A 25,153-nucleotide genomic window follows, 5' to 3' on the forward strand; every position below is an offset into this window, starting at 1 on the left:
TCGCCTGTGTCCTGGCAAAGCCTGCGAGCAGCCGAATTGATAGCCTTGCCATATGCTGAACATCGATGCCACTTACGGACACACCGCAGCCCTCGGCCATCTTGCCCGCGAGTTTGCCTCGGGGCGCATGTACGGCCTCAAGGGAGCTAACGGCTCAGGCAAGTCGACGTTGCTCGCCACTCTCGGTGGCGAGCTCGCAACTCTCGAGGGCACCGTCCGGGTTGATGGGGAGGAGGTGGGAACGAGGGCGTCGGCAAGCGCGGTGCTCACCGTGGCCGACCCCATCTTCCTACCGGACCTCACCGTGGGCGAGCACATCGATCTCATCGCCCGGACCACTGGCGTTGACTTCGCTGAAATCATCGAATTGTGGGCGCTTGAGGAGCTCCTGCCCCACCCCGCCACGCGTTTGTCCGCGGGCCAGCGCCAGCGCGTTTTCCTGACCATCCAGCTCTACCAGCCCGCGCAAGTACTGCTTATCGACGAACCCGAGCGCCACCTCGACGCCGAGTGGACGCAATTCCTCAGCAGCGAACTGCGCCACCTGGCGAAAGAAGGTCGCTGCATCATCGTGGCGTCCCACTCGCCTACCGTCACCGATGCGTGCGATGAGTTGGTGGAGCTATGATGCCTGACACCAACTCTCGTACTGGCATGACACGGGCCCTGTCGAAGTTCGGTGACGTCGTTGGAGCGATCGTCATGTTTGGTTGTCTCCTAGGCGTACTCTTTGGCGTGTGGCAATACGCCGCCGACTATTTGCCTTTCGTTGTAATTCGCGCCGACGTTGCTCCTCTACAGATAACGGGCGGCATCCTGGGGCTGCTGGCGCTGATTGTGCTTCTGGAGGCGCTGTTCCCGCTGCGTGGGATGCCAGGCCCCCGGTGGGTTTACTACCTCCGCCCACAAGGACGCCTGCGGGGCATGGATTCAATTTCAGTTCTGCAGCTGCTCGGGGTCACTGCACTCGTGTTGCTGCTTTGCGTGTCCCTCGGTACATCTCCTCTATTCGCGCTGGCAGCGCCAGCATTACGCATGGCCGTAGGCTGGCGTTCCTTCACCGTTGCGTCACTGCTCGCCGCTGGCCGTTCCCGCCAGGTGAGCAGTTCAGGTGTGAACCTGCTCGACTCTGAGGTCAGCTCCGACGCCCTGGCCAGCCAAAGCATGTGGTTGAAACCGCGGATCGGTTCGTCTGCTTCTTTAGCTGGCCTTTTCGCGCGCCGTCTAAGCAGGCGTTGGTACATCGGCGTCGGCGCACTGGCAGTTGCTGGTTTGAGCCTCGGGTTCGCACCGCACCTGGGTTCGCTGGGCATTCTTGCATTTGCCGCCGCTTGGTCCATGGTGGGTGCGGCCGTAAGCCGCGCAGGTTCCTTTGGGCGGATCGTGGAAGGACCTTGGGCAGAGTGGGGTCTTCCTATGAGCGCTGCGATAGGCACAGCGATTATAGGAACGGTCTTTGTTGCCATCGTGTGGCAGCTTTCACTTGCCGCACTTGCAGTCATCGCGGTAGGCCTGGCGTGGGCCGGCTACACTAGGTCCCGCCCTGCCCGCGTGACGCAAATGAGCATGGTCGATACGGGCGGTTTCGGTGCTTCCTTTTCTCCTGAAGTGGTGGGCTACTTAAGCCGTGGTTGGAAAGGCCTCGCAGTAGTGGCAGTGGCGCTTTTCTTGTAATCTCATTTCCCCACAAACTATGGACAGCACGCAGGCACGCTGCTACCCTTCCTTGCCATGAAGATCCGCTCTTAATTCGAAGCTCACATCAACACCTCTGACTCGAAGGCGGATCGATCCATGCCTATTTCTTTCACTGACCTCACCATTGTGTGGCCCGATGGTAAACCCTGTTTCTCGAATCTCAATGGGACTTTTAGTGCACAGTTCACCGGACTCGTTGGCACCAACGGCTCGGGCAAATCAACGCTGGCCAAGGTGCTGGCCGGGATACTCGAACCAACCTCAGGTACCGTCAGTGCCCCTAGCGTCGGGTACCTCGACCAAGACTTAGGTCTAAAAGTCTCCGATACTGTTGCCGACGTGTTCCACGCCCGTGAAGTATTGGAGGCCATCGAGCAAATCGAAGCGGGACACTACACCGACGAGCTCGTCGAGGTCGTCGGCGAGCATTGGGACCTCAAGGAAAAAATCAGTGCTGCGCTCGCGGCGTCGGAATTGCCCATTTCCTTGGATCGCACAATCGGTAGCCTATCGGGCGGCGAGGCCGTTACTGTCGCGCTTACTGCGCTCTTTTTCTCCGAACCTGACGTGATCATTTTGGATGAGCCCACAAACAACCTTGATGCGCAGTCCAAGGAACTTCTCCTTAGCTTGATCGCTGACTCGCCGGCCCAGGTTTTGGTCATTTCACACGACCGCGATCTACTCAATCACGCAGATTGCATCGCCGAGCTCTACCACGGCTCGTTACGCATGTTTACTGGGAACTATGCCTCCTATGAGGAGGCTATTGACCAAGAGCAGGACGCCGCGCTTGCCGACGTCCACCAGGCCAAGGCCGCCTTACGCAAAGAAGTCCGCCAGCGGTCAGCAATGCAAACGCGGCTAGCCCGGGATGAGCGTCGCGGAAAGAAATACGCGGCCTCCAAGCGCAAGCCACCTCTCGCAATGGGCCTGGACAAGAATCGCTCTCAAAACACAGCTGCCAAGCGCTCGCACGAAGCAGCCCAATCAGTGGCAAGCGCACAGCAGGAGTACGACAAAGCTCAGCTGCGGCTACGCGACGATTCTGCCGTCCATATCGAGCTTCCGAGCACTCAACTGCCTAACGCAACCCACGTTCTCCGCAGTGAGCTACTCAGCATCGTGGGCCCTGAGCACGTCCGACTCGCAGGCCCCAACGGTTCCGGAAAGACAACGTTCCTCAACCGCGTGGCAAACGGCGACGTCGACTACGCACTAGCCTGTGGCTACTTGCGTCAGCGCATAACGCTTCCCGGCAATAAAAGCGTGTGGGAGTTAGTGACCGAGTCCAATCCTCACGCTGCGCCGCAGTATCTGCGCAATCAGCTTGCGCAATTACTGTTCCAGAACGACAGCGTACACGCTCCGCTTTCCCAGTTATCAGGCGGCGAGCGCTTTCGGGCCGAATGCGCCCGGGTCTTGTTGTCAGACCCAGCGCCGACGTTTCTACTCCTCGACGAACCCACGAACAACCTCGACATTCCCACCGTGGATTGGCTTATCGACGTCCTCTCTGCATACTGCGGGGCAATGCTGGTGGTGAGTCACGACGAACACTTCTGTGCACGCTTGCTTCTCGATCGCACCGTTGAGCTTTAGGTAACTAGTTTCAGCCCAAGTTTGTATCATTGACACCAATACAATCTGTGCTATATTTACTAATACAACGTTGTATTAGTAAGAAGAACACAGAAAGTGAGGGTGCATGTTCATCACCCTTAGCCCGGGCTCTGACGTCCCACTGTTTAAACAAATCCACGACGAGATAGTTGCGGCCATCGCTCACGGTCAGCTCCGTGACGGCGACAAGCTTGATCCAGTTCGCCGTCTCGCAGCCGACTTCGGCATCAACCCGGCCACGGTCAAGAAGGCCTACGACCAGCTCGTAGCCGACGGCCTCGTAGAAACCGCTGGACGCTCCGGCACCGTGGTCCGCCCAGGCGCCCGCACTGCAGCCCAATCCCAGCAACTCGACGAGGGCCTCACCCGCGTCGCCTGGCTTGCACGCGCGCAGGGCTTCACCGTTTCCGAAATCCGTGACCATCTCGACGCCAGCCTGAAGGAACTACCATGATTTTCGCATTATCAATGGCCGCGGTCACCTTAGCTGTGACGTGGGCCCTGGCGGCAGCACCGGCGATGGCCGTCTTGCCCCTTGGCGTTTCAGTACCCCAAGACAAACGCGCTGAGCCTGCAGTAACTGATGCCATTAAGCACTACCGCTGCCTCGTGTGGGCGATTGGTATCGCCGCCACCCTAATTTCAGTGGCCACATGGAAGTGGCCAACAATCGCAGCGCTGCCTTCCCTTATCGTCATCTTTGGAGCACTCTTTGCTTACGTTAAATCGCGTCGCCGCATCATCGAGGCCAAAGCCGCGGGCGGCTGGTATGACGATGTCGAAACAGCCATTTCCGCACAGATAACTGCCACACCGCTGAGCAACAGCGCGCTGGCCAACCTCACCGCCCAGCCCCGCTTTCCCTGGATTTGGGTCCTCGGCTCACTGCTCATGACCGCAACTTCCGCGGGCATCGTTGCCCAAGGCTGGGACACGATTCCCAAGACCATCCCTACGCACTGGGGCGCCTCCATGCAGCCCGACGCCTGGAGCGACAAAGGCATCGGCACTGTATTCGGGTTGACCTTCGTTAACCTCGGAATGATCGCAGTCTTCGCACTCATTTTTTGGTTCATCTGCACCTCATCGGTCCATTCACGTTCGGACCGCTCCATCAAGGGTCAGCTGCGAAACCGCGCGGTAATGGACGCAACAAACCAGGCAACAGGTTTCTTGCTCTTTGTAATCTGCCTACCCATGTCGCAGATTCAGGTTGCCTCCGCATTGCCTCGCTACGCCGGCTGGCTGCCTGTGGGATTCATCGGCGTTATCGTCATGAGCCTGGTCGGGGTCATCGCCCTCATCATGATGATCCTGCGCGCACAAACGCGCATCGATGATGCCCTGCGGGGCGTGAATTTCCCCGACGACGGCAAAGACTCCCCCGATAATGACGAGTTCTACAAGTGGGGCATGTTCTATTACAACCCTGACGACCCAGCCATCATGGTAGACAAGCGCTTCGGCGCCGGCATGGACTTCAACTACGCCCGCTGGCAGGCGAAGGTTTTCATGGTCGCCGTTCTGCTACTGCTCATAGGTTCCGTCGCTTTGCCAATTTTGCTCTAGCAGCTTGTCGGTGGAGGTTTTTCGTAGGCGGCCTGGCTGGCGAAAGGCGAGGGGTTTCCGGCTCTCTAGCTACGCGAGCAGGCGCTGCGCAGCCGCGCGGGCATCGGCGATGACGGCTGGCACACCCACGCCGCCGGACCAGGCGCCGGTGGCGTCGATACCGGGGACGTCGGCAAGCGCGGCGTGCGCCGCGGCAACCGTGGCCAGATGGGTCTCGTCGTAACGCGGGATGCCACCGAACCAGCGCTGGGTGAAGATTTCAGAAACGCCCGCCGCGCGGCCGTCGAAACCAGTGATGTGCTGGAGGTCGTCCAACGCGTAATCCACCAGCTGATCTTCCTCAGCGCGCAGCAGTGCGTCGTCGCCATAACGGCCGAAGGAAGCGCGGACCAGGGCACCGCCGCGCTCAGCTAGGTGTGGCCACTTTCTCGAAGACAGCGTAAACGCTTTAGCGTTTACGCCCTCTTGATCCGTGCCCACCAGGATTCCGGTGTTATCGGGCAAGCGGTTGCCTTCCGGATCAGTATCCGAGTCGAACTTGAAGCCCACAACTACGGAGCCGGCCAGCTTCACCTTCTTCAGCGCGGCAGCAGCCGCAGGAGAAAGCGCTGGGAGTAGGCGCGCGGTGGTCGGCGCCGGGGTGGCAAAAAGCACGCGGTCATAAAGGCTGGTCTCGTTTGGTGCGCCCTTCACGCGGAAGCCTTCGCCCTCGCGGGTCACGCCGGAGATGAACGAATCCAGGTGGATAGCGGCGCCGGACTTCTCAGCCAATGCCTCGTAGACCTCGGCGTAGCCGCCGCGGAAAGTTTGGAACGGTGCTCCCTTGCCAGGCGTGCGAGGTCGGGCCTCCTCCATCGCCTTGACTGCGGCGGAAAGGGTCACGGGCCCCTCTGCGGCGAGCTTGTCCAAGGTCGCTGCCAACGCCGGGATGGTGGCGCGCAGCCCCAGGTCGTCCGCGGTGCATGAGTACACGCCGCCCAATAGAGCGGAGACCACGTGCTCGACGACGTCGTCGCCGAACTGCTGGCGCACCAGCTTGCCCACGGACACGTCGCCGCCGATTTCCCATTCAAAGGGCTCCTCGTTGTCGATGCGCTTCGCCGTCTCTTCGGAGACCAAAGGTGCAATGGTGGCCGAGGAAGACGGGATGCCCATCATGCCGCCGGAGGGCAAGGACTGCAGCTTCGAATCCACGTAGACCAGCGGGGAAAGGCCCGATGGGGAGACGAAGGAGTCCGCCAAGCCCAGCTGGGTGAAGAAGTCCACGACCTCAGCGTTGCGGGCGAGGAAGGCCTCCGCGCCCATGTCGGTGGGGCCGTCGTTGAAAGGCACGGTGTAGAGCTTTCCGCCAATACGGCCCTCTGCCTCGTAGACGTCGATCTCGTGGCCCTCGTTGCGGGAAGCGATCTCCCACGCGGCTGTAAGGCCCGCCAAACCTGCACCAATAATTGCGATCTTCATTAGCCCTCCTCGTGGATGATGGCGACGGCGCGGGTGACAGCGTCGGCGTCGGTGGTAGGTAGTACTCCGTGGCCCAAGTTCCAGATATGCGTATCGATGTCGCCGGCCGCTTGGGCTGCCGCGACCTCACCCTTGATGGCGCGCACTGCGCCGCGGATGGCGTCGTCGCCAGCGAACAAGAGCGCAGGATCCAGGTTGCCCTGCAAAGTGCGGGCGCTCACGCGCTTGGCTGCGGCATCCATGGAGACGCGGTAGTCCACGCCCATGACTTCAGAGCCGGCCTCGGACATCGCGCCGAGCAGCTCGCCGGTTCCCACACCAAAGTGGATGCGTGGCACGCGGCCCTCAGCAGCCGCGAGGATGCGCGTGGAATACGGCAGCACGAACTCGCGGTAATCACGCTCGTTGAGGTAGCCCGCCCAGGAGTCGAAGAGCTGCATCGCGTCGATGCCCGCCTCCATCTGCAGCTCCAAGAAGGAGATGATGGTGGGTGTCAGGCGCTCCATCAACGCGTGCCAAGTCTCCGGCTCCGCGTGCATGAGGGCCTTGGTTTTCTCGTGGTTCTTGGACGGGCCGCCCTCCACGAGGTAGCTGGCCAGAGTGAAAGGCGCACCAACGAAACCAATGAGCGCCTGCTGCGGGTTCAGCTCGTCCAGGATGATGCGGATGCCTTCGCGGACCTCGGGAACGTCCTGGTCCAGGATGGGCAGGTTCTCCACGTCCTGACGGGTGCGGATGGGCGCGTCCATGACTGGGCCGCGGCCGGGAACGATGTTCACGCCTACTCCTGCTGCTTTGAGCGGAACGACGATATCGCTGAACAGGATGGCGCCGTCGACGTCGTGGCGGCGGACCGGCTGCAGGGTGATTTCGGCGAGCAGCTCCGGCATAAAGCAGGAGTCGAGCATGTCGATGCCCTCGCGTGCTTTGCGGTACTCAGGCAGCGAACGTCCAGCTTGGCGCATGAACCACACCGGCGGACGAGAGGGAGTGCGGCCAGTGGCAGCGTCGATAAGCGGGGCGTTGTTGAGTCGTGACATGGTCCTCATTATGAATCAAAAGTTGGATACGAATCTAGTTAGCCACACCTTCGCTAGCGGGCCCGCGCATGCGATCCCACGCAAAAGCTAGAAGCGCGGGTTGTGCTCGCGAATGAACTGGTTGGAATCAGGGCGATAAAGCAAGAGCAAAGCCACCGCCAGAACCACTGGAATAACGATGAGGATGAGTCCACCCACACCCAGCGCCATCGCGGCGACGTTGACGAACAGCGTCACCGCAATCGCGATGGTGATGATGCGGCGCGACCACTTGGAACCGTGCGCTAGCTGCGCGGAGCAAACAGCCATGATGATGGCGCACACGATGTTGGAAAAAGCTACGAAGTTGCGGTTGCGGGAAAGGTACTCAGCCACTTCCGGGGAGGCAGCGACTTCCTCAGCGCCGGAGTCGCCGAAGAGGCCCACCATGCCAGAGACCAGCATGATGACTGCAGCAATGACGAGAACCCAGTAGGAAAAGCGCAGCGAACGCGGCCACCAGTTTGCATGGTTCGCTGCCGCAGCAGAGTCTTCCGCGCCCTTCTTCTTGCGTCCTGCACGGTTGTAATCAACCGGCCCCGGCCGGGATGGGTCACCTTTGGGTTGGCCGTTTCCTTGGCCCGGGAACATACTTGTCATCGCCGTGGCTCCTGGTCATAGCGACCGGAGTCGCGCGGGGCATCGTGTTCTGAAGTTTTCTGCTGCTTTTCCAACAGCTCTTTGCGTTCCTGTTCTCGGCGCTCGCGTTCTTTGTCGCGGCGTTCTTGCGCCAGTTCCTGCTCCAGCTTGCGCATTTCCTCGAGCTCGCCGGTGTAGTCCAGGGTTTCTTCCTTCACGGAGAATATTAGACCCATTACCGCAGCTACGCCGACCAAGATCTGCACGGTGCCATCGACCATGATGAGCCAGTCCTGCGCCTCGCTGCCGGCCGGGCTCGAGAGGAAGACGAGCAGCGTGCGAAAAGCAAAGAACAAGGAGAACGCGAACCACAGGCGACGTCCCGTGCCCGCAGACTTCTTGTTCTTGTTCAGCAAGTACAGCATCACCGCAAGGACCACGATGATGACCAAAGAAATCAGGCTGGAGAAGGCCACCGAGCCATAACCGATGATGCTGATCAAGGAGTCGGAGATTTCCTGCCCCGAATCCTTCGCGGCTTCCTCAGCAGTCTTGCGAGCCTCGGCAAACAGCACCGAGCGGTTGAGGAGCGTCATCACCACATTCAGTATCTGGTGAATGACCTCAAAGCCCAAGGCGCCGGCCCACAGCTTGAGCATGAGGCTTACTGCCTCAGGGCGCTCCTTTTCCGGTTGCGGAGCTTGTGGGGCTTGCGGGGCCTGGGCAGCAGTTGGAGCCTGCGGGGTCTGCTGAGGGGACTGAGGAGCCGGGAATGTCACAGATATCCTTTTGAAGGTTCGGTCGCTGTTTGAAGCTGGTGGGCCAAAATCACTTCTGAACTTAGTTCAGAAACTACTTCAGAAGTCGCGCTGCGTCGGTGGCGAAGTAGGTCAGAATCTGATCCGCACCTGCACGCTTGAATGCAGTCAAGGACTCCAGCATAACGGCCTCACCGTTAATCCAGCCATTCTGCGCAGCCGCCTTAATCATGGCGTACTCGCCAGAGACCTGGTACACGGCCACCGGCACGCAGGAGTGCTCCACCGCTGCCGCCAGCACATCGAGGTAAGGCAGGCCCGGCTTGACCATGACGAAGTCCGCGCCCTCTTCGATGTCGAGGTCGATCTCCAGCAGGGACTCGCGGAGGTTGCGCGGATCCTGCTGGTAGGTGCGGCGGTCGCCCTCCAGGGAGGAGCCCACGGCATCGCGGAACGGGCCAAAGAACGCAGAGGCGTACTTGGCCGAGTAGGCCATGATGGCGACGTCCTCGTGGCCGGCCTCGTCAAGGGCCTCGCGGATGGCGGCGATCTGGCCATCCATCATTCCAGATGGGCTAACCATGTGCGCGCCAGCGCGGGCTTGGGAGCGAGCCATGTCCTGGTAGAGCTTCACCGTCTCATCATTCTTGACGCGGCCCTTGTCATCCACCACGCCACAGTGTCCGTGGGAGGTGAACTCGTCCAGGCAGGTGTCCGCCATGACGATGAGGTCATCGCCGAATTCACGGCGCAGCTCCTCGATGCCGCGGTTCAGGATTCCCTGCGGATCCCATGCCACGGAACCGGTCTCATCCTTATCCTCGTCCAGCGGCACGCCGAAGAGGTCCACGCACTTGACGCCCGCATCGAGCGCCTCATGCGCGGCGCGCTTCAAGGAATCGAAGGTGTGCTGATAAACCCCCGGCATGGAGGGGATCTCGCGGGGCTCGTCAATACCGTCAACGATGAACATTGGCAGAATCAGATCTGCCGGGCGCAGTGTAGTTTCCGCAACAAGCTCGCGGAAAGCTGGGGACTGGCGCAGACGGCGGGGGCGACGAATAAGATCCATAATGAATTCTCCTTTGGGCTCACCCTGTCACAGGCGAGCACGCGTGAAGGCTTTTTCTTTTGCCCCGCTAGTCTACTCAGTCGCAGCGTCTACGCAGACTTGGCGCTCGTCTTACGCTTGCGACGTTTCTTACGCGGCGCAGGCAGGTTGCCAGCGGCGCGCAGTGCGGCGACGTGCTCAGCGAGGGCGTCGATAAGCGCAGGCACCTCAGCGACCTCCGGAACCACATCAACGCGCAGGCCCAACTCCTCAGCCGCGGCCTTCGTGGACGGTCCGATGCAAGCAATGATGGTGCGAGCGTGCGGCTTGCCAGCGATGCCCACCAAGTTGCGCACGGTCGAGCCAGAGGTAAACGCCACGGCGTCAAAGCCGCCCGACTTGATCATGTCGCGCACCTCAGCCGCAGGCGGTGCTGCACGCACGGTGCGGTAAGCCACGACGTCGTCGACCTCCCAGCCCAGCTCCTCCAGGCCGGTCACCAAGGCGTCGCCAGCGATGTCAGCGCGCGGCAACAGCACGCGGCCCACAGCATCGATGTCCTCGACGTAGTTGGGGAAGACCTCAACCAGGCCCTCGGCGTTCTGCTTGCGCTTGTTCGGCAACAGCTCCGGGACCATGCCCTTGGCGCGGATGGCGTCGGCGGTCTTGCTGCCCACCGCTGCCAGGTGCACGCCTGCGAAGTCGCGGGCATCCAGGCCCAGATCGGCGATCTTTTCCCACACGGCAGAGACTGCGTTGACAGAGGTAAACACGATCCACTTGTAGCGGCCTTCCACGATGCCCTTGATGGCACGGTCCATCTGAGCCGGGTTACGCGGCGGCTCCACCGAGATGGTGGGCACAGACTGCGGGATAGCGCCGTAGCCAGCCAGACGCGCGGACATGGCAGCCGCCTGCTCCTTGGTGCGCGGCACGAGCACGCGCCAGCCGTACAGCGGGCGATTTTCCCACCAGGAGTACTTAGAGCGATCGTCGAAGCTGCGGCCCAGGGTCACCACGAGGTCGCCCGGCAGCTCGGCGTCGAGCTTGCCCAAGGTGCCCAAGGTGGTCTCGTGGGTGCGCTGCAGGCGGGTGGTGCCATGCACGGTGACGTAGGCTTCCATGTCCGCGGACATGCCACGGTCGATGAGCTCGCGAGAAATCAGCGGCAGGTCCTCAGCAGTAGCCTGCAGTACGAGCGGCTGCGTCGCACTTGCCAGGGAGTCCCAATCAGCGCCTTCGGTAATGTCCGCCTCGGTGTAGGTCGCGCCCAGCGCCAGACCTGCAAAGGAGGGGACGGTGGAAGGCAAGGACATGCCCGGAACAACCTGGAACTCCAGGCCTGCCGCGGCCACGGCGGAAATCTCCGCTTTGATGGACTCGCGGTTGAGCGGGTTGCCGCTTACCAGGCGGATGACATCGAGGCCGTCGGCTTCAACCAGCGCTTCACGCATTTGCTTGACGACGTCTCCCCCCTCCGGGGCATAAAAGACAGCTGCGGTAGGCGCGGCAGGACGCGACGGCTTGCGGCGTGCGCCAGCCTCCTTGGCCTCGGCGCAGATGCGTGCGTACTCGGCCTCGGCGGCGTCGAGAAGCTCCTGCGGCACGGGGACCGCACGGGCGACAACGTCGCGCACTCCGGAGGAAACCTCGGCGTCGACAATAGCGATGGCGTTCGCCTCGAGAACCTCGCGGGCGCGGACGGTCAACAGCTCAGGGTTGCCTGGGCCGGCGCCAACAAATACGACTTTGCCCAGTTCAGACTGGATGTCCGGCACAGCGTTGCTCATAAGGTTCTTTTCTACGTTTGGGTCTCAGGCGCCCCGCACGGACATGATCGTGCGCAGCGTTTTCCCTGCTACCAGCGGGCGGTGTTCTTCACAGCGTATTAACGGCCAAAATCCCAGGCCAGAAGTCCTGGGATCTGTTTAAGGGGGGCCAAATCATTGGAGGCCAATGATCGTGTGCTAGATACACCTTAAATTATCAAGGCCTAAACAAAAAATTAGTTGCCCAGCAGCTCGGCTGCACCGCGGGAGAAAAGCTCCTCGGAGACAGCGCTACCCAGCTGGGCTGCATCGCTCAAAGGTCCCGTTGCGGAAGCCAAAAGCTGACGCGATCCGTCTAGGGCGAAGACGCCACCGCGCACGGTCAGCTGACCGTTCTCTATGGTGGAGGTTGCAGCCACGGGCGCGGTGCAGCCTGCCTCCAGGCGGGAGAGGACAGTGCGCTCGCCGAGGGAGGCGGCGGAAGCCTGCTCGTCAATCAAGGTCTCGATGGCACGGGCCGCGGCGGAGTCGTTGACTGCCTCAATGGCCAGCGCGCCCTGCGCTGGGGCCGGCATGAAGGTGTCCGGGGCAAAGACCTCGCTGGCCATGTCCTGGTAATCGGCACGGACTAGGCCCGCGTAAGCCAAGACCACGGCGTCGAGTTCACCGGAGGTCACCTTGCCCATACGGGTGTCGATGTTGCCGCGCAGCGGCTGAATGTCGAGGTCTGGGCGCATCGCCTTGAGCTGGCTAATACGGCGCGGCGCCGAGGTACCCACGCGGGCCCCCTCGGGCAGCTGCGCTAAGGTCAGGCCGTCGCGTGCCACGAGGGCTTCGCGCACGTCTTGGCGCTCCGGCACGACGAGGAGGAAACGCTCGTCGGCCGCGGTGGGAAGGTCCTTGAAGGAGTGGACCGCGATGTCGCACTCGCCACCGTACAGCGCCTCGCGCAGGGCCTGCGTAAACACGCCCACACCGATGCGCTCGACGGGCGCCATGCTGACGTCACCATGGGTGGTGACGATGTGCAGCTCTGACTCAAAGCCGTTGGCCTTCAGCCAGTCGCGCACGTGGCCCGACTGCGTGGTGGCCAGCTTGGAACCGCGAGTACCGATCTTGAACATAAAAAGTTTTTCCTCTTACTTGGCGTTGTTCTCTTGGCTCTTTTTGACTTCACTCAAGTCGGGCAGCTGGTCGACGTCGACCGCCACACCTGTGCCTTCAATCTGCAGGCCAAAGAGTTCCTGCAGGGCCGTCTCGTGGCTGACTGTACCGGAGTTAGCAGCCAGTTGCTTCGCACGAACGGTCGGCTCGTGCAGGAGCTTGTCCACCACGCGCTTCAAGGCGCGGTTGACGTCATCCATCTGCTTATCATCGAGCTCCGGGTGCTTCTGGGTCAGGCGCGCAACCTCGCACTCGACGAGGTCGGCGGCGCGGCGTCGCAAAGCAGAAACCGCGGGCACCACGTCGCGCACGCGTTGTGCGGAAGCGTAGGCCTCGAGCTCCTCGTTCACGATGCGGCGTGCCTGCGCGTGCGGGCTCGTACCAGCAGCGATGTCGGTATCCGCAGCTCTCAGGGAGCGGCTCAGGCGCTCAATGTTGACCAGATCCACACCTTCAGCCTCCGCAGCTGCGTCCTCGATGTCACGCGGCAGGGACAGGTCAATGAGCATGAGGGTGCGGCCGGTGACGCCATGCTTGGCGACGTCGTCTGCCTCAATGGTGAAGTTCTGTGCACCGGTAGCGGAGATGGCAAGGTCTACCCGGCTAAGCGCACGGGCGCGGTCTTCAAAGTCGATGACCTCGGCGTGAACCCCAGCCTCATGGGCATGGGAAGCCAGGCGCTCTGCGCGCTCGCGGGTGCGGTTAGCGATGATGAGCTCCGCGCCCAAGCGGCCCGCATGCGTTGCCGCGAGGGAAGCCATGGCCCCTGCCCCCAGAATGAGCGCGGTCTTGCCGTGGAGATCCTCTACGCCCATGCGCTGGGTGGCCTGGTCGAAGGCAAAGGACACCATGGAGGAACCGGCCTCGTCGATCTCGGTTTCGGTGTGTACTCGCTTGCCAGTGTGCAGCGCGGACTGGGCCAAGGCGTGGATGCGCGGGCCCACAGTTCCTTGCTCAGCCGCGGACTGGTAGGCGGTGCGCACCTGGCCGATAATCTGCTGCTCGCCCATCACCATGGAGTCAAGACCGGAGGTAACCGTCATGAGATGTTCAGCAGCCGCGTCGGCATAGCGCACATACAGATAACCGCGCAGCTCATCTTCTGGGACACCAGAGACCTCGGTCAGGACGTGCACGACGTCTTGGACTCCGGTGTGGAAGGAATTGGTGACCGTGTATACCTCCATGCGATTGCACGTGGAGATAATCATGGCCTCGGACAAGGATTGTGCAGAAACCAGCTCCCCGCAAGCGGTCGTTTGCACCGCGGCATCCATGCTTAGCTTCTCCAGCAGCGCTACTGGTGCCGACTGGTGGGACATGCCCACGACGAGCACACTCATGCACAATCCTCCACTTTCAGATCAACCCTTTGATTGATGCAAATCAACCAAAAGACTACTAGTTGGTTCGGAAAAATCCGAACTAAGGCAGTACTAATTCGCCTGAATCAATTAAGAAGCGAGCTCCGCGGCCAGCTCATCGTCGTCGACTTCCCAGCAGGAGAACTCCTCGCCGTCAATAACCACAACGGGCACGCGGTCGCCATATTCCATGGCCAGCTCTTGATCCTCATCGACGTTGCGCACATTAAATTCGGCGCCAGCAGCCTCCACGACCGGAGTGATTTGTTCCCGGACTCGCTTGCAGGAACCGCAGGTAGTACGGACCATCAACTCGACGACTCGGCGCGACATATAACTATTTTCTCCTGACTTAGGCGCTCGAAAAGACGCCATTGGCCTAAAGGTTTACTATGGACACGATAGTCCGCCACACCGTCGAAAGCTGCATGCGTGTCCGCATCCTCTAGTTCCCCTGGGTCCTCCCAGCCCCCTACCCCACCGATAATGCCCAATTCTCCGCGCGACTTCCTGGCAAACTGGACAGCCAGCCGCGGCAATCTCCGCAACTTCTTGGAGAACCAAGCCTTTGCCCCGCTTGATGATGAGGCGCAAAAGGCAGCAGGTGAGGCCGCTGCCAGCGCGGCAGTGGACAGCATCTTCGGGCTGGACCTTAAGTCCTACCACTCGGGCGTGGTCTCTGTGCAGGGCTCTTTCGAATCCGCTGGGGCAAAGAAGATCACCCAGCCGGACCCCGACATCCCGCAGGACGCCGGCGCGGCCGCCTTCTTCGACGTGGACAACACGCTCATTCAAGGCTCCTCGCTCGTGGCCTTTGCCTTCGGGTTGTACCGCAAGCGCTACTTCAAGCTACGGGAGATTCTGCCGATTGCGTGGAAGCAGCTGAAATACCGCGTCTCCGGCAGTGAGAACGCCGACGATATCGCCGCCGGCCGTGTTCAGGCCTTGGAGTTTGTCAAAGGCCGCACAGTGGAAGACATGGTGGCACTGTGCGAGGAAATCGTGGACGCCTCGCTGGCTCGCCGCGCCTACCCGGGTACCAACCAGCTGGCGCAGATGCACATCGCGGCCGGCCAGCAAGTGTGGCTGGTGACCGCGACCCCGGTTCAGCTAGCCCAGGTTCTGGCAAAGCGCTTTGGCTTCACTGGCGCTCTGGGTACGGTCCCTGAGGTTGTCGATGGCAAATTCACCGGCCGTCTCGTGGGCGATATCCTCCACGGCCCCGGCAAGACCCACGCAGTCGCGGCATTGGCCACGATAGAGAACCTCGACTTGGAGCGCTGCACGGCCTACTCTGACTCCGTAAACGACGTTCCCATGCTCTCGATGGTGGGGACCCCCGTGGCCATTAACCCGGACTCCAAGCTGCGCGACGTGGCTGAGGACAACGGCTGGCTCATCCGCGACTACCGCTCGGTGCGCAAGGCAGTACGCACCTACGGCCTGCCTGCCATGGCCACAGCTGCCTTCTCCTACGGCAGCTGGCGTTTGATGCGCAAGTAAGGAATCAATCAACATCCAGAATTAGGAACAAAAAAGCCCTGACTCCCAAAGGAGCCAGGGCATTAATGTTTACTTGCCAAGCTTACGACGCTGAACGCGGGTACGGCGCAGCATCTTGCGGTGCTTCTTCTTGGACATGCGCTTACGGCGCTTCTTGATGACAGAACCCATAGTAGGTTTCCTCACTTTCGAGATCAGTACGTACTAAACCTGCCAGCAACAGCCTGGAAATGGCCGCTAAGGTGCACTTCTCAGCAACCCCGCACTCTCCTAGGAATGCTCCTCGGAAAAAGCGGAAGACGCAGGACCGCTGGCACGAATGGTCACTATCTTACCCAGAGTGCACCTGAGCACCAAAAAGGCAGCGCCCACCACCGCAGACCAAGCTGGTCAACAGAGGTGGGCGCTGCAAAGGCGCGAGTAAATTTAAGCTCCGTAAACGGAAGCCTCAAGGTACTCGTTAACAGCAGACTCGTGAACACGGAAAGAGCGTCCAACGCGAACTGCCGGCATCTCGCCTGCGTGAACCAAACGGTAGACAGTCATCTTGGAGACTCGCATGATCTCTGCGACCTCGGCGATGGTCAAAAAGGTTCCCTTATCTTCATTAGCCATAGTTAATCTAACCCTTCAGCCCGTGACGCGCTGTAGGCTTCCCCTCCCACAGGACATTCACGCACGTGCTTGTACTAGCCTAGCGTGAAACCTGTGACTAATGCGACCCAAGAGCCAAATTTTTTCTCAGGTGTCCCCCAGCTAACCTCAAATTCCCCGCACAACTGGTGTCACACCAGGATCACGCCATGAAAAACTTGGTCCACTTAAGGGGACACCCGCATGACAACGATGTCGTTTAGGGCCACAAAAGTCGGGTTCTAGCCAAGCTCCTTGGCGCGCTGCGCGCAGGCCTCAGCCGCGCGGTAGAAAGCACCGCGGATACCCGACTCTTCGAGCTCGCGGATCGCAGCAGCCGTAGTGCCACCAGGAGAGGTCACTCCGGCGCGCAACGCCAGCGGTTCGCGGCCTGAGCCCACGAGCATTGCTCCCGCGCCCGCTGCGGTCTGCGTGGCGAGCTTGGTAGCGACGTCGCGTGTAAGGCCCAGCTGCACACCCGCATCAATCAGAGACTCCACCACGAGGAAGAAGTACGCCGGTGCCGAACCCGCCAGCGCGGCAGCAGCGTCGATGTCTTTCTCGGCCACCACAGCCACTTCACCGACGGCCTCCAAGAGCTTGACGACGCCCTCAAACTGCTCATCGCTCACGTGGGTCCCCTTAGTTGCCGTACTCATGCCCTTTCCCACGAGCATCGGGGTATTTGGCATAACACGCACCACCGGTACGCCCTCGCCAGCCGCGGTCTCCAGCTTTTCGAGCTGAACGCCTGCCGCAAGTGACACAGCGACGGCGGTCTTGGGCAGCTCGGCCTCCGCAAAGACTTCTTCGATGGCATAAGGCTTGACGCAGCCGAACACGAAGTCCGCATCCTGGGCGGCTTCCTTGTTATCACTGGCCGTCTTCACGCCATAGGTCTTCTCCATCTCGGCGCGACGCTCCTCGCGACGATTAGTCACCACGATGTCTGCGCCGTCGTAGCCCGCATTCACGAGTCCAGAAACGAGCGCCTCACCGATTTGTCCTCCACCAAGTACTGCAATCTTTGTCATGGACACCACAGTGCCAGAAAGCCCGAAGTCTGGCCAAAGCCCACTGTTGGCAAACAAAAAGCGCGCCCCCGTTCTAGTGAACGATGGGGCGCGCTGTGCGTTAAGTGTGGCCGCTCAACCTTGGCGATGAGCGCGGTGGTGCTACATCACGATGAGCAGCGGGCCGAAGGTCAGCACGAGGCCAACGAATGCAGCCAGCGTCATCGAAATGCCGTCGCGGTTGGTGCGCAGTACGTGTACGAGCGCCACCATGAGAGCAGTAACCGCAATGGCGAGAATTGCCACGACAGAGCGGGAGAAGCTATCCCACAGGATTTCAAAGCCCTTGAAGACGACCGCGCCAAGAACGATGCCGATGAGTGCAAGGAGAAGTACGGAGAACGGGTTGAGCTTCTCGTCCTCTTCCTCGAAGTCCTCCTCGGTCTCGACAACGTCAGTCTGGTCCTTCTTGTCCAGCTCCTTCTCGCTTGCCTTTACCGAGACACTAGCTTCGGTTGCGCCATCGGTGGGCGGGGTCAGGGCGTCGTCAAGCTTGGCGTCGGATTCCTTCTCCGCAAGCGTGGCCTCAGCCTTGTCCTCTTTCTCCGCGTCGCCCTTAGCGACGCCGCCCTTAGCGACGCCGCTCTTAGCGACGCCGCTCTCGGCAGCGTCGGACTTAGCTGTAGCGCCCGCGCCTGCTGCTGCCGCAGCAACGCCAGCACCGGCCGCAGCGGACTGCTTAGGCGCGGACTTCTCGTCCACGCGCTTGATGACGTGAGTGTCCTCAGTGGAAGGCTGGAATGCACTCTCCGTCTTAGCGTCCTTGACCTTGTCGCTCTCCGGCGCTTCAGCCTTCTTGGAGTCTTCTTCCTGCTTCGGTGCAGGAATGACCGGTGCGGTCTCGTCGATGGAAACGCTGGAGTGCTTCGACTGGGCCGGGGTGGCCGTTACCTTCTCAAGGTTGCCGGTAAGTTCGGCAACGGACACGCCACCGTCTTCCAAGCTACGGCGGCGGCGACGACGGCGCGAGCCGCCCTCAGATTCAGCACCAGCGTGCTCCTTCGCATTACGTGCGAGGAGCTCCGCTACTGTCAACTGTTTTTCATCAGCCACGTCTAATTCCTATTCCAGTCCCTTATCGGTGCGTCGCAGAATCACGCCTTCACGGAGTGCCCACGGGCAGATCTCCAGCTTCTCAATGCCCAAGGCGCGCATGCTTGCCTCGGCCACCAATGCGCCTGCGACGATTTGATGCGATCGGTTAGAACTTACTCCTTCAAGGTCCGCTCTGTCTGCTGCAGTCATGCGGGAGATGAAGGAAATGAGCTGTCGCAGACCCGGTGCGGTCAGCGTACGCTTCACATACGGACCCGCCGAAGAAGGCGCAGCACCCGTCAATCGGGCCAGCGTACGGAAGGTTTTCGAGGTGCCCACCGCAAGGCCAGCTTCGCCCATGGCACGCATCTGCGAAGTCGCACTTACCAATTCAGCATCGATATAGTCACGGAGCATATTGACCTTAGCCTTTTCAGGCGGATCGGTATCAAACCAATTGTGGGTCAAGCGGCCTGCACCCAAGTCAAGGGAAAAGGCCAAGTCAGGGTGTTCATCGGCACCCGTGGACAGCTCCAGGGAGCCACCACCGATATCGAGGTTAGTGATGCGGCCAGCCGACCAGCCATACCAACGGCGAACCGCGAGAAACGTCAGGCGCGCTTCTTCCTCACCAGAGAGGATTTCCAGGCGTACGCCGGTTTCCTTCTCCACTGCGTCGAGCACGTGCTCCGAGTTCGGGGCAGAGCGAACCGCCGAGGTAGCAAAAGCCATGAACTCATCACAGCCCAGCTTCCTTCCCAGCTCATTCGCTTCGCCGACGGCAGAAATCAGCTTCTTCAAGCCTTTTTCATGGATGTTGCCATCCTTGTCCAGCTGCTCCACAAGGCGCAGTGGGGTCTTCCAATCGCTCATCGGGCTCGGGCGTCCGCCCGTTGCGGCGTCTACCGCAACGAGATGAACGGTGTTGCTTCCGACGTCTAATACACCTAATCGCACACTCCTAGAGTAGTAGGTCTACCGTGGTTAGGTGTGAATCGCCCGAAATCTAGCTCAAAAAATAACCCAGATTCTCACACGGTTTATCTCGGTTTTCCCAGCTCTTCCCCCGCTGCCTCCTCGATCCTTGCAGGCCGCGAGGAGGCACCCGATTTCCCACGGGAATGGTTCGAATTCACCAATCCGGCGGACCCCCACCATGTCTTTTCAATCGATCTCACGTGGGTCGAATCGCACTACACGTGTCAGTTCGGCACCGCGGCTTGCCACGGCATCGATGCCAGCCAACCCGACGTCGGATGTTGCGTCCATGGCGCGTACATGGCTGATGAAACGGATCGGGAGCAGCTTTACGACGCCGTCGAGCGCATGCCAGACAAGTACTGGCAGCTACGCCCAGCTGGGGTAGATAAATACCTTTCCGCCGAAGACCCCACCGAGCTAGAACCCTGGCTCGTATGGGACGAGCTCGACGGGGACGACGGGGAACCAGAGCCAGCACTTAAAACGCCTATCGTCGATGGCGCCTGCATCTTTGCCAACCGCGCGGGTTGGGCCACCGGCGCGGGCTGCGCACTGCATCAGTGGGCAATGGCAGAAGGCGAAGAGCTGACCGTGGTCAAGCCGGAAGTGTGCTGGCAGCTGCCGCTGCGCCGCCATGAGGAATATGAAGAGCGCCCAGACGGCCAGGAAATTCTGCGCACCACCATCGGCGAATACGATCGCCGCGGTTGGGGCGACGGCGGAGAAGACTTCGATTGGTATTGCTCCGCTGATGCGGCCTGCCATACCTCGCCGGACCCCATGTGGCTCTCTCAGAAAACCGAGCTCATTGCCCTTATGGGCGAGGAATGCTACGAAATCCTGGCTGCTCACTGCTCCGCACGAGCCGAAGCAGCCAAGGCTGGCGTTAACCTCACGCGGCACCCGGCCAGCGTGAAGGCCAACGCTTACTAAGGCGCCTATTAAAGATCGAACTTGTAGCCCAGACCGCGCACCGTCACCAGGTGCTGCGGGCGGGAAGGCTCCGCCTCGATCTTCGAGCGCAGGCGCTTGACGTGCACGTCTAGGGTCTTGGTATCGCCCACATAGTCAGCGCCCCAAATACGATCAATCAGCTGGCCGCGGGTAAGAACGCGTCCTGCATTACGCAGCAGGTACTCCAGCAGGTCGAATTCCTTCAGCGGCATCGAGACTGCCTCGCCGTCGACAGTGACGGTGTGACGCTCAACGTCCATGCGTACGCGACCGCCCTCAAGAATCTGCTCGTCGAACTCCTCCTGCGGAGCCTCAGAAGCAGAGTCTTGGCCGCGGCGCAGAACCGCGCGAATACGCGCAATCAGCTCACGGGAAGAATAAGGCTTGGTCACATAATCGTCCGCACCCAGCTCGAGGCCGACGACCTTATCAATCTCCGAGTCACGCGCCGTGACCATGATGACTGGAACCGAGGACGTCGAACGCAGCTGCTTGCACACATCGGTGCCGGACATTCCCGGCAGCATGAGATCCAGAAGAACGATGTCGACGGAGTTCTTCGCAAACTCCTCGAGGGCGGTCGGACCATCCGGTGCGAGGATGACGTCAAAGCCCTCCTTGCGCAGAAGGAACGCTAGTGGATCGGCCAGCGACTCTTCATCTTCAACGATGAGGATGTTGGTCATTGTGCTTTGTCCTTTCGACGTGCGGCTACGCGAGCGACGGCACGAGGAAGCCCAGGCGCAGCTGAGCCGATGGCACCATCTACTTCATTATCCTGATTCTCTACGTTATCCGCTGCAGTTTCGTCTTTATAAATAGGCAGCTCGATCGTGAAGGTCGAACCCGTGCCCGGCCGCGACCACAGCTTAATATTTCCGCCGTGGTTGGCCACCACGTGCTTGACGATGGCCAAACCTAAGCCCGTTCCGCCAGTCTGGCGGGAGCGGGCCTTATCCACGCGGAAGAAGCGTTCGAAGACTCGCTTTTGGTCCTCCGGGGCGATACCGATTCCGCGGTCAGTCACGCGTACGAGCACGATGTCGGTACCGACGATCTTGAGAGTCACCGACACCGGCATCTCATCCGGCGAGTAGTGGATGGCATTGGAGATGAGGTTGGAAATAGCGGTGATAAGCAGAGCCTTATCGCCTTTGACCTGCACTCCCACCGGCTTGCCGCGGGTAAGTTCATTCTGATGTGAATCGGCTGCCAGCTGATTGCGGGAGATTGCTTCATCCACCAATTCATCAAGATTTAGCGGCTCCATCTCCGGCAGCGCCTCCGCACCTTGAAGCTTGGAAAGCGCGATCAGCTCGTTGACCATATCCGCCATGCGGTTGGCTTCTTTTTGTAGTTTGCCACCGAAGTATTCCACGGTTTCAACGTCAGCCGGGTCATTGAGCAGAGCCTCCGCCAGCAATGCGATGCCGCCGACAGGGGTCTTAAGCTCGTGGGAGACATTCGCCACAAAGTCGCGGCGAGCGGCTTCCATGCGCACAGACTCCGATTCGTCGGTGCCGTAGACGATGACGAAGCGGTCGTCGTTAAGCGTCAGCGGCTTAACCACCGCCAGCACCTGAGTCACTCGGTTACCGGTACGGCGCTTCGGAATGGAAAGGTCAAGCGAGCGCGTTTCCTTGTCCGCGAAGACCTCCTCCGCGACCTTCCAGATATCCGGATTAACAGTGCGATCATGGACCAAAGACATCTCATGGGCTGAAGGATTAGAAAGGATGACCTCCTTCGAGCGCGAGAGAACCGTGATGCCTGTCGGCGCGCCTTGGATAGCCAAGTGCAAAACCTGGCTCACGGTAGTGACTCTGTTGGAATCAGCATCATTAGATTTGCGGAAACGCTCGATGCGCCCGCGCACCCAAGAGATCACCGGTAGAGCGAAGGCGCAAACCACCACGCCGGCTAGAAAAGCTAAAAATAATTCCACGTATCTATTACCAGTTAAAACAAAACAACCCCCAGGGAGTATAGACCCCCGGGGAATTGTACGCAGTACTTCTTTAGCCCTTACTTGCCGCCCTGCGCCGCAACAGCTGCGGCGCCGGCAGCAGCAGCTTCCGGATCCAGGTAGGTGCCGCCTGGGTTCTGGACGCTGCCGTCTTCCGCGATCTCGTAGACCAGCGGAATACCCGTAGGAATATTCAGGCCAGCGATGTCCTCGTCAGAGATGTTGTCCAGGTGCTTGACCAGCGCACGCAGGGAGTTGCCGTGTGCGGCGATGAGAACGACCTCGCCCTTCTTGGCGCGTGGGAGGATCTCCTCCTCAAAGTATGGAACGAGGCGCTCGACGACGTCCTTCAGGCATTCGGTGCGGGGGACCTGCTCCAGGTCCCCGTAGCGCGGGTCGTTGCTCTGGGAGTACTCGGAGGAGTCTTCCAGCTCTGGCGGCGGGGTGCCGTAGGAACGGCGCCATGCCATGAACTGCTCTTCGCCGTACTTGTCTTTAGTCTCTGCCTTGTTCAGGCCCTGCAGAGCGCCGTAGTGGCGCTCGTTGAGACGCCAATCGCGCACGACCGGGATCCAGTGGCGGTCTGCCGCGTTAAGCGCAATGTTTGCGGTGCGGATAGCACGGCGCAGCAGTGAGGTGTAGAGAACCTCCGGCAGCAGGCCCTTTTCCTTCAGCAGCTCGCCGCCGCGCTTTGCTTCTGCCTCGCCCTTTGCGGTGAGGTCCACGTCGACCCAACCGGTGAACTGGTTGGATTCGTTCCACTGGGATTGTCCGTGTCGAAGAAGAATAAGCTTTCCTTGAGTCATGCCTTCAAGCATGCCAGTTTTTAATGGCCCGCGCTGCAACTTTTAGCCCTCAGAGGTAACCGAAAATTTCCTACAATGGGCTTTTATTGCTCAAGAAATCTAAATCACAATTAAATGGAAAACACTCGCCGAAAGCAGAAGCTGCCATGCACGTCATTCAGATAGCCCCACCCCACTTGGAAAACAACGATTCCCCTTCCCTGACGCTGCGTGTATGCCACGAGGCGGACAGCGCATTGCTTAAATACCTCGCAGGCAACGATGATTTCTGCGAGTCCATGGACAGCTTGCTCAATAGTTTGCGTCCAAGTTCCCAGCGCCTTTCCTTCCTGCTCGCCGCCTGCGAGCAGGAAGGCCAGCTGCGCGCCCAGGAGGATGAGACCGACCTCGGTGCGCGCGGGTTCCTGCGAGTAAACATGCCGCTGACGGGTGAGACCACGCTGGCCTATTTGGCCCCCATCTTCGTCGATGACTACAGCGAAGAAGTTCTCGATACGCTCTTGGATGCGGCCGCGGAGCTCATGGCACAGCACGGCCGCACCACCATTACATTGGATGTTGACTTTGCTATAGGCGGGCTTGACGACGACCCCCGCGCCGCCGCTTTCACAGGCCACGGCTTTGTACTCGGCATCGTGGAGCAGGCTTGCCAGCTTGAACTCGCCAAAGCCGAGCCAGCGCAGCTGCCTGCAGGCCTGCGCGCCGAGTACTTCGAGGGCCACCTCCTGCCCGAGCACCTCTCGGACCACACCGACTCTTTCCTTGAGATCCTCTCAATTGCTGACCTCGACGTCCCCACCGCCGAAGGCCCCATCGAGCGCGAGTGGACCGAAGAAATGCTGCAGGAAGCCGCAAAGCACCATGCTCGCTCCAAGACGGTCACGGCCAATGCGGTTCTCATCGATGAAGAAGGCATCGCCGCCCTCTCCGTGCTGCTCCTCGATCCCTCACACCCCGAAGTAGCCAAGCAAGAGCTGACCATCACCCACCGCCGCGCCCGTGGCCGTGGCTGGGGCATGCTGGTCAAGCAGGCGCTCTGGGGCGAAGCCGCTGCCCGCTACCCACGCTTAAAGCGTGTCACCACCTACAACGCGCTGAGCAACGAGCGCATGCTCGCCATCAACGCGAAGCTGGGCATTGAGCCGAAGTTCTGGTGGACTTCCTGGACGAAGTCACTCGCGAGTTAAGAATCCGAGCTCCCGACCATGGGAGCCTTCTTCTGCCAGCAGAAACAAAGGGATGCGAGCGCTACCACAATCACGGGTATCGCTACTGTCATTCGGCCGATATTCGTGACCGTCTCCGGCCAAGCGCTAAAGACTACAGTCCACAATGGAGTATTCGCTAGGACATCTCCGCCCAACGTAAGCGAAATGATCGCAAACACGATGCTCAGAACAAGCGTGAACGTGCTCCCGAATCGGGCATTTAATAGCAAGCTTGCCAAAGCGATAATGGTGCCCACTGCGATGCTGAGCATGAGGCGGCGAAGCTCATCGCCAAGCGCACCGCCAGCAATGAGCCCAGCAAGCAAGCTGCATGCTGACATTACAGCGACCACGCTGATTAACCAGTAGATCAAGGTGCTTCGGCACCCTCGATATTCGAGCAACATCAACGGCCAACTATCGCGCAGTGCAGCCCATCCCAGCACGGGTGCAAGCCCCGATCCGATGGGCAAAATGCCGAACACGAACAGGCCATGGACATAAGAGGCCGGGTACAGCAAAGCGGTAAATACCAGCAGCGTTGCGCTAAGGACCATGCAGGCCACTAGCGCTGGTGCCGTAGCCGCAAAGCAAAGCGCTAAAAATGGCCGTGGCCGTTGTGCACAATCCCTTGTAACCACAGCGGGCTTCCACCCCACCCCAGGTTCGTTTGCTGTCGCTTTCGAGCGTCGGACTAGCCGTGGGTGCCAGCTATCTGGTGCCCAGAGCGCTGCTGCAATTCCCACCAGAGCAAGAAGAACGCACAAAGCTAATGCGTTCCATGGTTTCTCAGCTGCCAAAGACGCACCCGGCTCAAGTGGAACGGAGTTTCGGTGAATGCCCATAATCGGCAATACAGCTCGCACCGGCCATGCTGGC

Annotated in this window: 26 protein-coding genes; 8 read left to right on the plus strand and 18 right to left on the minus strand. The window is 60.4% G+C overall.

Annotation, left to right across the window (positions count from 1 at the left end):
• Positions 1-52: 52 nt before the first annotated feature.
• The 5 genes from CHU71_RS11540 (at position 53) to CHU71_RS11560 (ending at position 4,890) form a co-directional block, all read left to right on the plus strand.
• Entirely contained in the window at positions 53-628 is a 576-nt protein-coding gene (locus CHU71_RS11540; RefSeq protein ID WP_070420076.1) for an ATP-binding cassette domain-containing protein, read from the plus strand.
• Positions 625-1,674 (plus strand): ABC transporter permease, encoded by a 1,050-nt coding sequence (locus CHU71_RS11545; protein WP_147761139.1) that lies wholly within the window; start codon positions 625-627, stop codon positions 1,672-1,674. Before CHU71_RS11540 ends, CHU71_RS11545 begins: the two co-directional genes overlap by 4 nt.
• A gap of 120 nt (positions 1,675-1,794) precedes the next feature.
• Positions 1,795-3,300, plus strand: coding sequence for an ABC-F family ATP-binding cassette domain-containing protein (locus tag CHU71_RS11550; protein ID WP_147761140.1), 1,506 nt, complete (start codon positions 1,795-1,797; stop codon positions 3,298-3,300).
• A 106-nt stretch (positions 3,301-3,406) separates the two neighbouring features.
• Positions 3,407-3,775 carry a GntR family transcriptional regulator gene (locus CHU71_RS11555; RefSeq protein ID WP_147761141.1) on the plus strand — a complete coding sequence of 123 codons (369 nt, stop codon included), beginning with the start codon at positions 3,407-3,409 and terminating at the stop codon, positions 3,773-3,775.
• Positions 3,772-4,890: a DUF5808 domain-containing protein gene (locus tag CHU71_RS11560; protein ID WP_147761142.1), complete on the plus strand. Its 1,119-nt coding sequence runs from the start codon at positions 3,772-3,774 to the stop codon at positions 4,888-4,890. The genes CHU71_RS11555 and CHU71_RS11560 overlap by 4 nt, the downstream gene beginning before the upstream one ends.
• 69 nt (positions 4,891-4,959) lie before the next feature.
• Here CHU71_RS11560 and CHU71_RS11565 read toward each other — a convergent pair whose 3' ends face one another.
• The 9 genes from CHU71_RS11565 to CHU71_RS11605 form a co-directional block, all read right to left on the minus strand.
• Complete coding sequence (locus tag CHU71_RS11565; RefSeq protein ID WP_147761143.1) at positions 4,960-6,351, minus strand: protoporphyrinogen oxidase; 1,392 nt, start codon at positions 6,349-6,351, stop codon at positions 4,960-4,962.
• On the minus strand, positions 6,351-7,391 hold the full coding sequence (hemE, locus tag CHU71_RS11570; RefSeq protein WP_147761144.1) for a uroporphyrinogen decarboxylase: 1,041 nt from the start codon (positions 7,389-7,391) through the stop codon (positions 6,351-6,353). Before hemE ends, CHU71_RS11565 begins: the two co-directional genes overlap by 1 nt.
• A gap of 87 nt (positions 7,392-7,478) precedes the next feature.
• Positions 7,479-8,030, minus strand: coding sequence for a tellurium resistance protein TerC (locus tag CHU71_RS11575; protein ID WP_147761145.1), 552 nt, complete (start codon positions 8,028-8,030; stop codon positions 7,479-7,481).
• A complete protein-coding gene (locus CHU71_RS11580; RefSeq protein WP_147761146.1) occupies positions 8,027-8,788 on the minus strand; it encodes an MFS transporter in 762 nt (253 codons plus the stop codon). Before CHU71_RS11580 ends, CHU71_RS11575 begins: the two co-directional genes overlap by 4 nt.
• Positions 8,789-8,861: 73 nt before the next feature.
• The gene (hemB, locus tag CHU71_RS11585; protein WP_147761147.1) at positions 8,862-9,839 is read right to left on the minus strand and encodes a porphobilinogen synthase; all 978 of its coding nucleotides are present in this window, start codon (positions 9,837-9,839) and stop codon (positions 8,862-8,864) included.
• An 89-nt stretch (positions 9,840-9,928) separates the two neighbouring features.
• Positions 9,929-11,608 carry a uroporphyrinogen-III synthase gene (locus CHU71_RS11590; protein ID WP_147761148.1) on the minus strand — a complete coding sequence of 560 codons (1,680 nt, stop codon included), beginning with the start codon at positions 11,606-11,608 and terminating at the stop codon, positions 9,929-9,931.
• A 215-nt stretch (positions 11,609-11,823) separates the two neighbouring features.
• Positions 11,824-12,711 (minus strand): hydroxymethylbilane synthase, encoded by an 888-nt coding sequence (hemC, locus tag CHU71_RS11595; protein ID WP_147761149.1) that lies wholly within the window; start codon positions 12,709-12,711, stop codon positions 11,824-11,826.
• 15 nt (positions 12,712-12,726) lie between these two features.
• A complete protein-coding gene (locus CHU71_RS11600; protein ID WP_147761150.1) occupies positions 12,727-14,094 on the minus strand; it encodes a glutamyl-tRNA reductase in 1,368 nt (455 codons plus the stop codon).
• A gap of 111 nt (positions 14,095-14,205) precedes the next feature.
• On the minus strand, positions 14,206-14,448 hold the full coding sequence (locus CHU71_RS11605; protein ID WP_147761151.1) for a glutaredoxin family protein: 243 nt from the start codon (positions 14,446-14,448) through the stop codon (positions 14,206-14,208).
• A 153-nt stretch (positions 14,449-14,601) separates the two neighbouring features.
• Between CHU71_RS11605 and CHU71_RS11610 the strand changes: the two genes are divergently transcribed.
• Positions 14,602-15,618 carry an HAD-IB family hydrolase gene (locus CHU71_RS11610; protein WP_174775838.1) on the plus strand — a complete coding sequence of 339 codons (1,017 nt, stop codon included), beginning with the start codon at positions 14,602-14,604 and terminating at the stop codon, positions 15,616-15,618.
• A gap of 69 nt (positions 15,619-15,687) precedes the next feature.
• Here the strand turns inward: CHU71_RS11610 and CHU71_RS11615 are convergent, their stop codons facing one another.
• The 5 genes from CHU71_RS11615 to CHU71_RS11635 all read right to left on the minus strand — a co-directional run bounded on the left by CHU71_RS11615 (position 15,688) and on the right by CHU71_RS11635 (position 19,316).
• Positions 15,688-15,789 (minus strand): 30S ribosomal protein bS22, encoded by a 102-nt coding sequence (locus tag CHU71_RS11615; protein WP_003855542.1) that lies wholly within the window; start codon positions 15,787-15,789, stop codon positions 15,688-15,690.
• 255 nt (positions 15,790-16,044) lie between these two features.
• On the minus strand, positions 16,045-16,233 hold the full coding sequence (locus CHU71_RS11620) for a helix-turn-helix domain-containing protein (RefSeq protein ID WP_005527601.1): 189 nt from the start codon (positions 16,231-16,233) through the stop codon (positions 16,045-16,047).
• A 260-nt stretch (positions 16,234-16,493) separates the two neighbouring features.
• A complete protein-coding gene (gene proC / locus CHU71_RS11625) occupies positions 16,494-17,285 on the minus strand; it encodes a pyrroline-5-carboxylate reductase (protein ID WP_005527600.1) in 792 nt (263 codons plus the stop codon).
• Positions 17,286-17,426: 141 nt separating this feature from the next.
• A complete protein-coding gene (locus tag CHU71_RS11630; protein ID WP_147761152.1) occupies positions 17,427-18,377 on the minus strand; it encodes a cytochrome d ubiquinol oxidase subunit II in 951 nt (316 codons plus the stop codon).
• Positions 18,378-18,386: 9 nt separating this feature from the next.
• Positions 18,387-19,316 carry a Ppx/GppA phosphatase family protein gene (locus CHU71_RS11635; protein WP_080548581.1) on the minus strand — a complete coding sequence of 310 codons (930 nt, stop codon included), beginning with the start codon at positions 19,314-19,316 and terminating at the stop codon, positions 18,387-18,389.
• Between the two features lie 33 nt (positions 19,317-19,349).
• Between CHU71_RS11635 and CHU71_RS11640 the strand changes: the two genes are divergently transcribed.
• Positions 19,350-20,273: a hypothetical protein gene (locus CHU71_RS11640; protein WP_061920348.1), complete on the plus strand. Its 924-nt coding sequence runs from the start codon at positions 19,350-19,352 to the stop codon at positions 20,271-20,273.
• A gap of 8 nt (positions 20,274-20,281) precedes the next feature.
• On the opposite strand, the gene CHU71_RS11645 is transcribed toward CHU71_RS11640, so the two are convergent.
• The 3 genes from CHU71_RS11645 to CHU71_RS11655 all read right to left on the minus strand — a co-directional run bounded on the left by CHU71_RS11645 (position 20,282) and on the right by CHU71_RS11655 (position 23,066).
• Positions 20,282-20,980 (minus strand): response regulator transcription factor, encoded by a 699-nt coding sequence (locus CHU71_RS11645; RefSeq protein WP_061920346.1) that lies wholly within the window; start codon positions 20,978-20,980, stop codon positions 20,282-20,284.
• The gene (locus CHU71_RS11650) at positions 20,977-22,239 is read right to left on the minus strand and encodes a cell wall metabolism sensor histidine kinase WalK (protein WP_147761153.1); all 1,263 of its coding nucleotides are present in this window, start codon (positions 22,237-22,239) and stop codon (positions 20,977-20,979) included. Before CHU71_RS11650 ends, CHU71_RS11645 begins: the two co-directional genes overlap by 4 nt.
• Positions 22,240-22,319: 80 nt before the next feature.
• A complete protein-coding gene (locus CHU71_RS11655) occupies positions 22,320-23,066 on the minus strand; it encodes a phosphoglyceromutase (protein ID WP_062039203.1) in 747 nt (248 codons plus the stop codon).
• Positions 23,067-23,212: 146 nt separating this feature from the next.
• Here CHU71_RS11655 and CHU71_RS11660 point away from each other — a divergent pair, with 146 nt between their 5' ends.
• Complete coding sequence (locus tag CHU71_RS11660; protein WP_147761154.1) at positions 23,213-24,253, plus strand: hypothetical protein; 1,041 nt, start codon at positions 23,213-23,215, stop codon at positions 24,251-24,253.
• Here the strand turns inward: CHU71_RS11660 and CHU71_RS11665 are convergent.
• Positions 24,250-24,831 carry a hypothetical protein gene (locus CHU71_RS11665; RefSeq protein WP_147761155.1) on the minus strand — a complete coding sequence of 194 codons (582 nt, stop codon included), beginning with the start codon at positions 24,829-24,831 and terminating at the stop codon, positions 24,250-24,252. The two genes, CHU71_RS11660 and CHU71_RS11665, sit on opposite strands and share 4 nt — an antisense overlap.
• Between the last annotated feature and the right edge of the window lie 322 nt (positions 24,832-25,153).

This window comes from Corynebacterium sp. LK14 (assembly GCF_008042215.1).
Taxonomy (GTDB): Bacteria; Actinomycetota; Actinomycetes; order Mycobacteriales; family Mycobacteriaceae; genus Corynebacterium; species Corynebacterium striatum.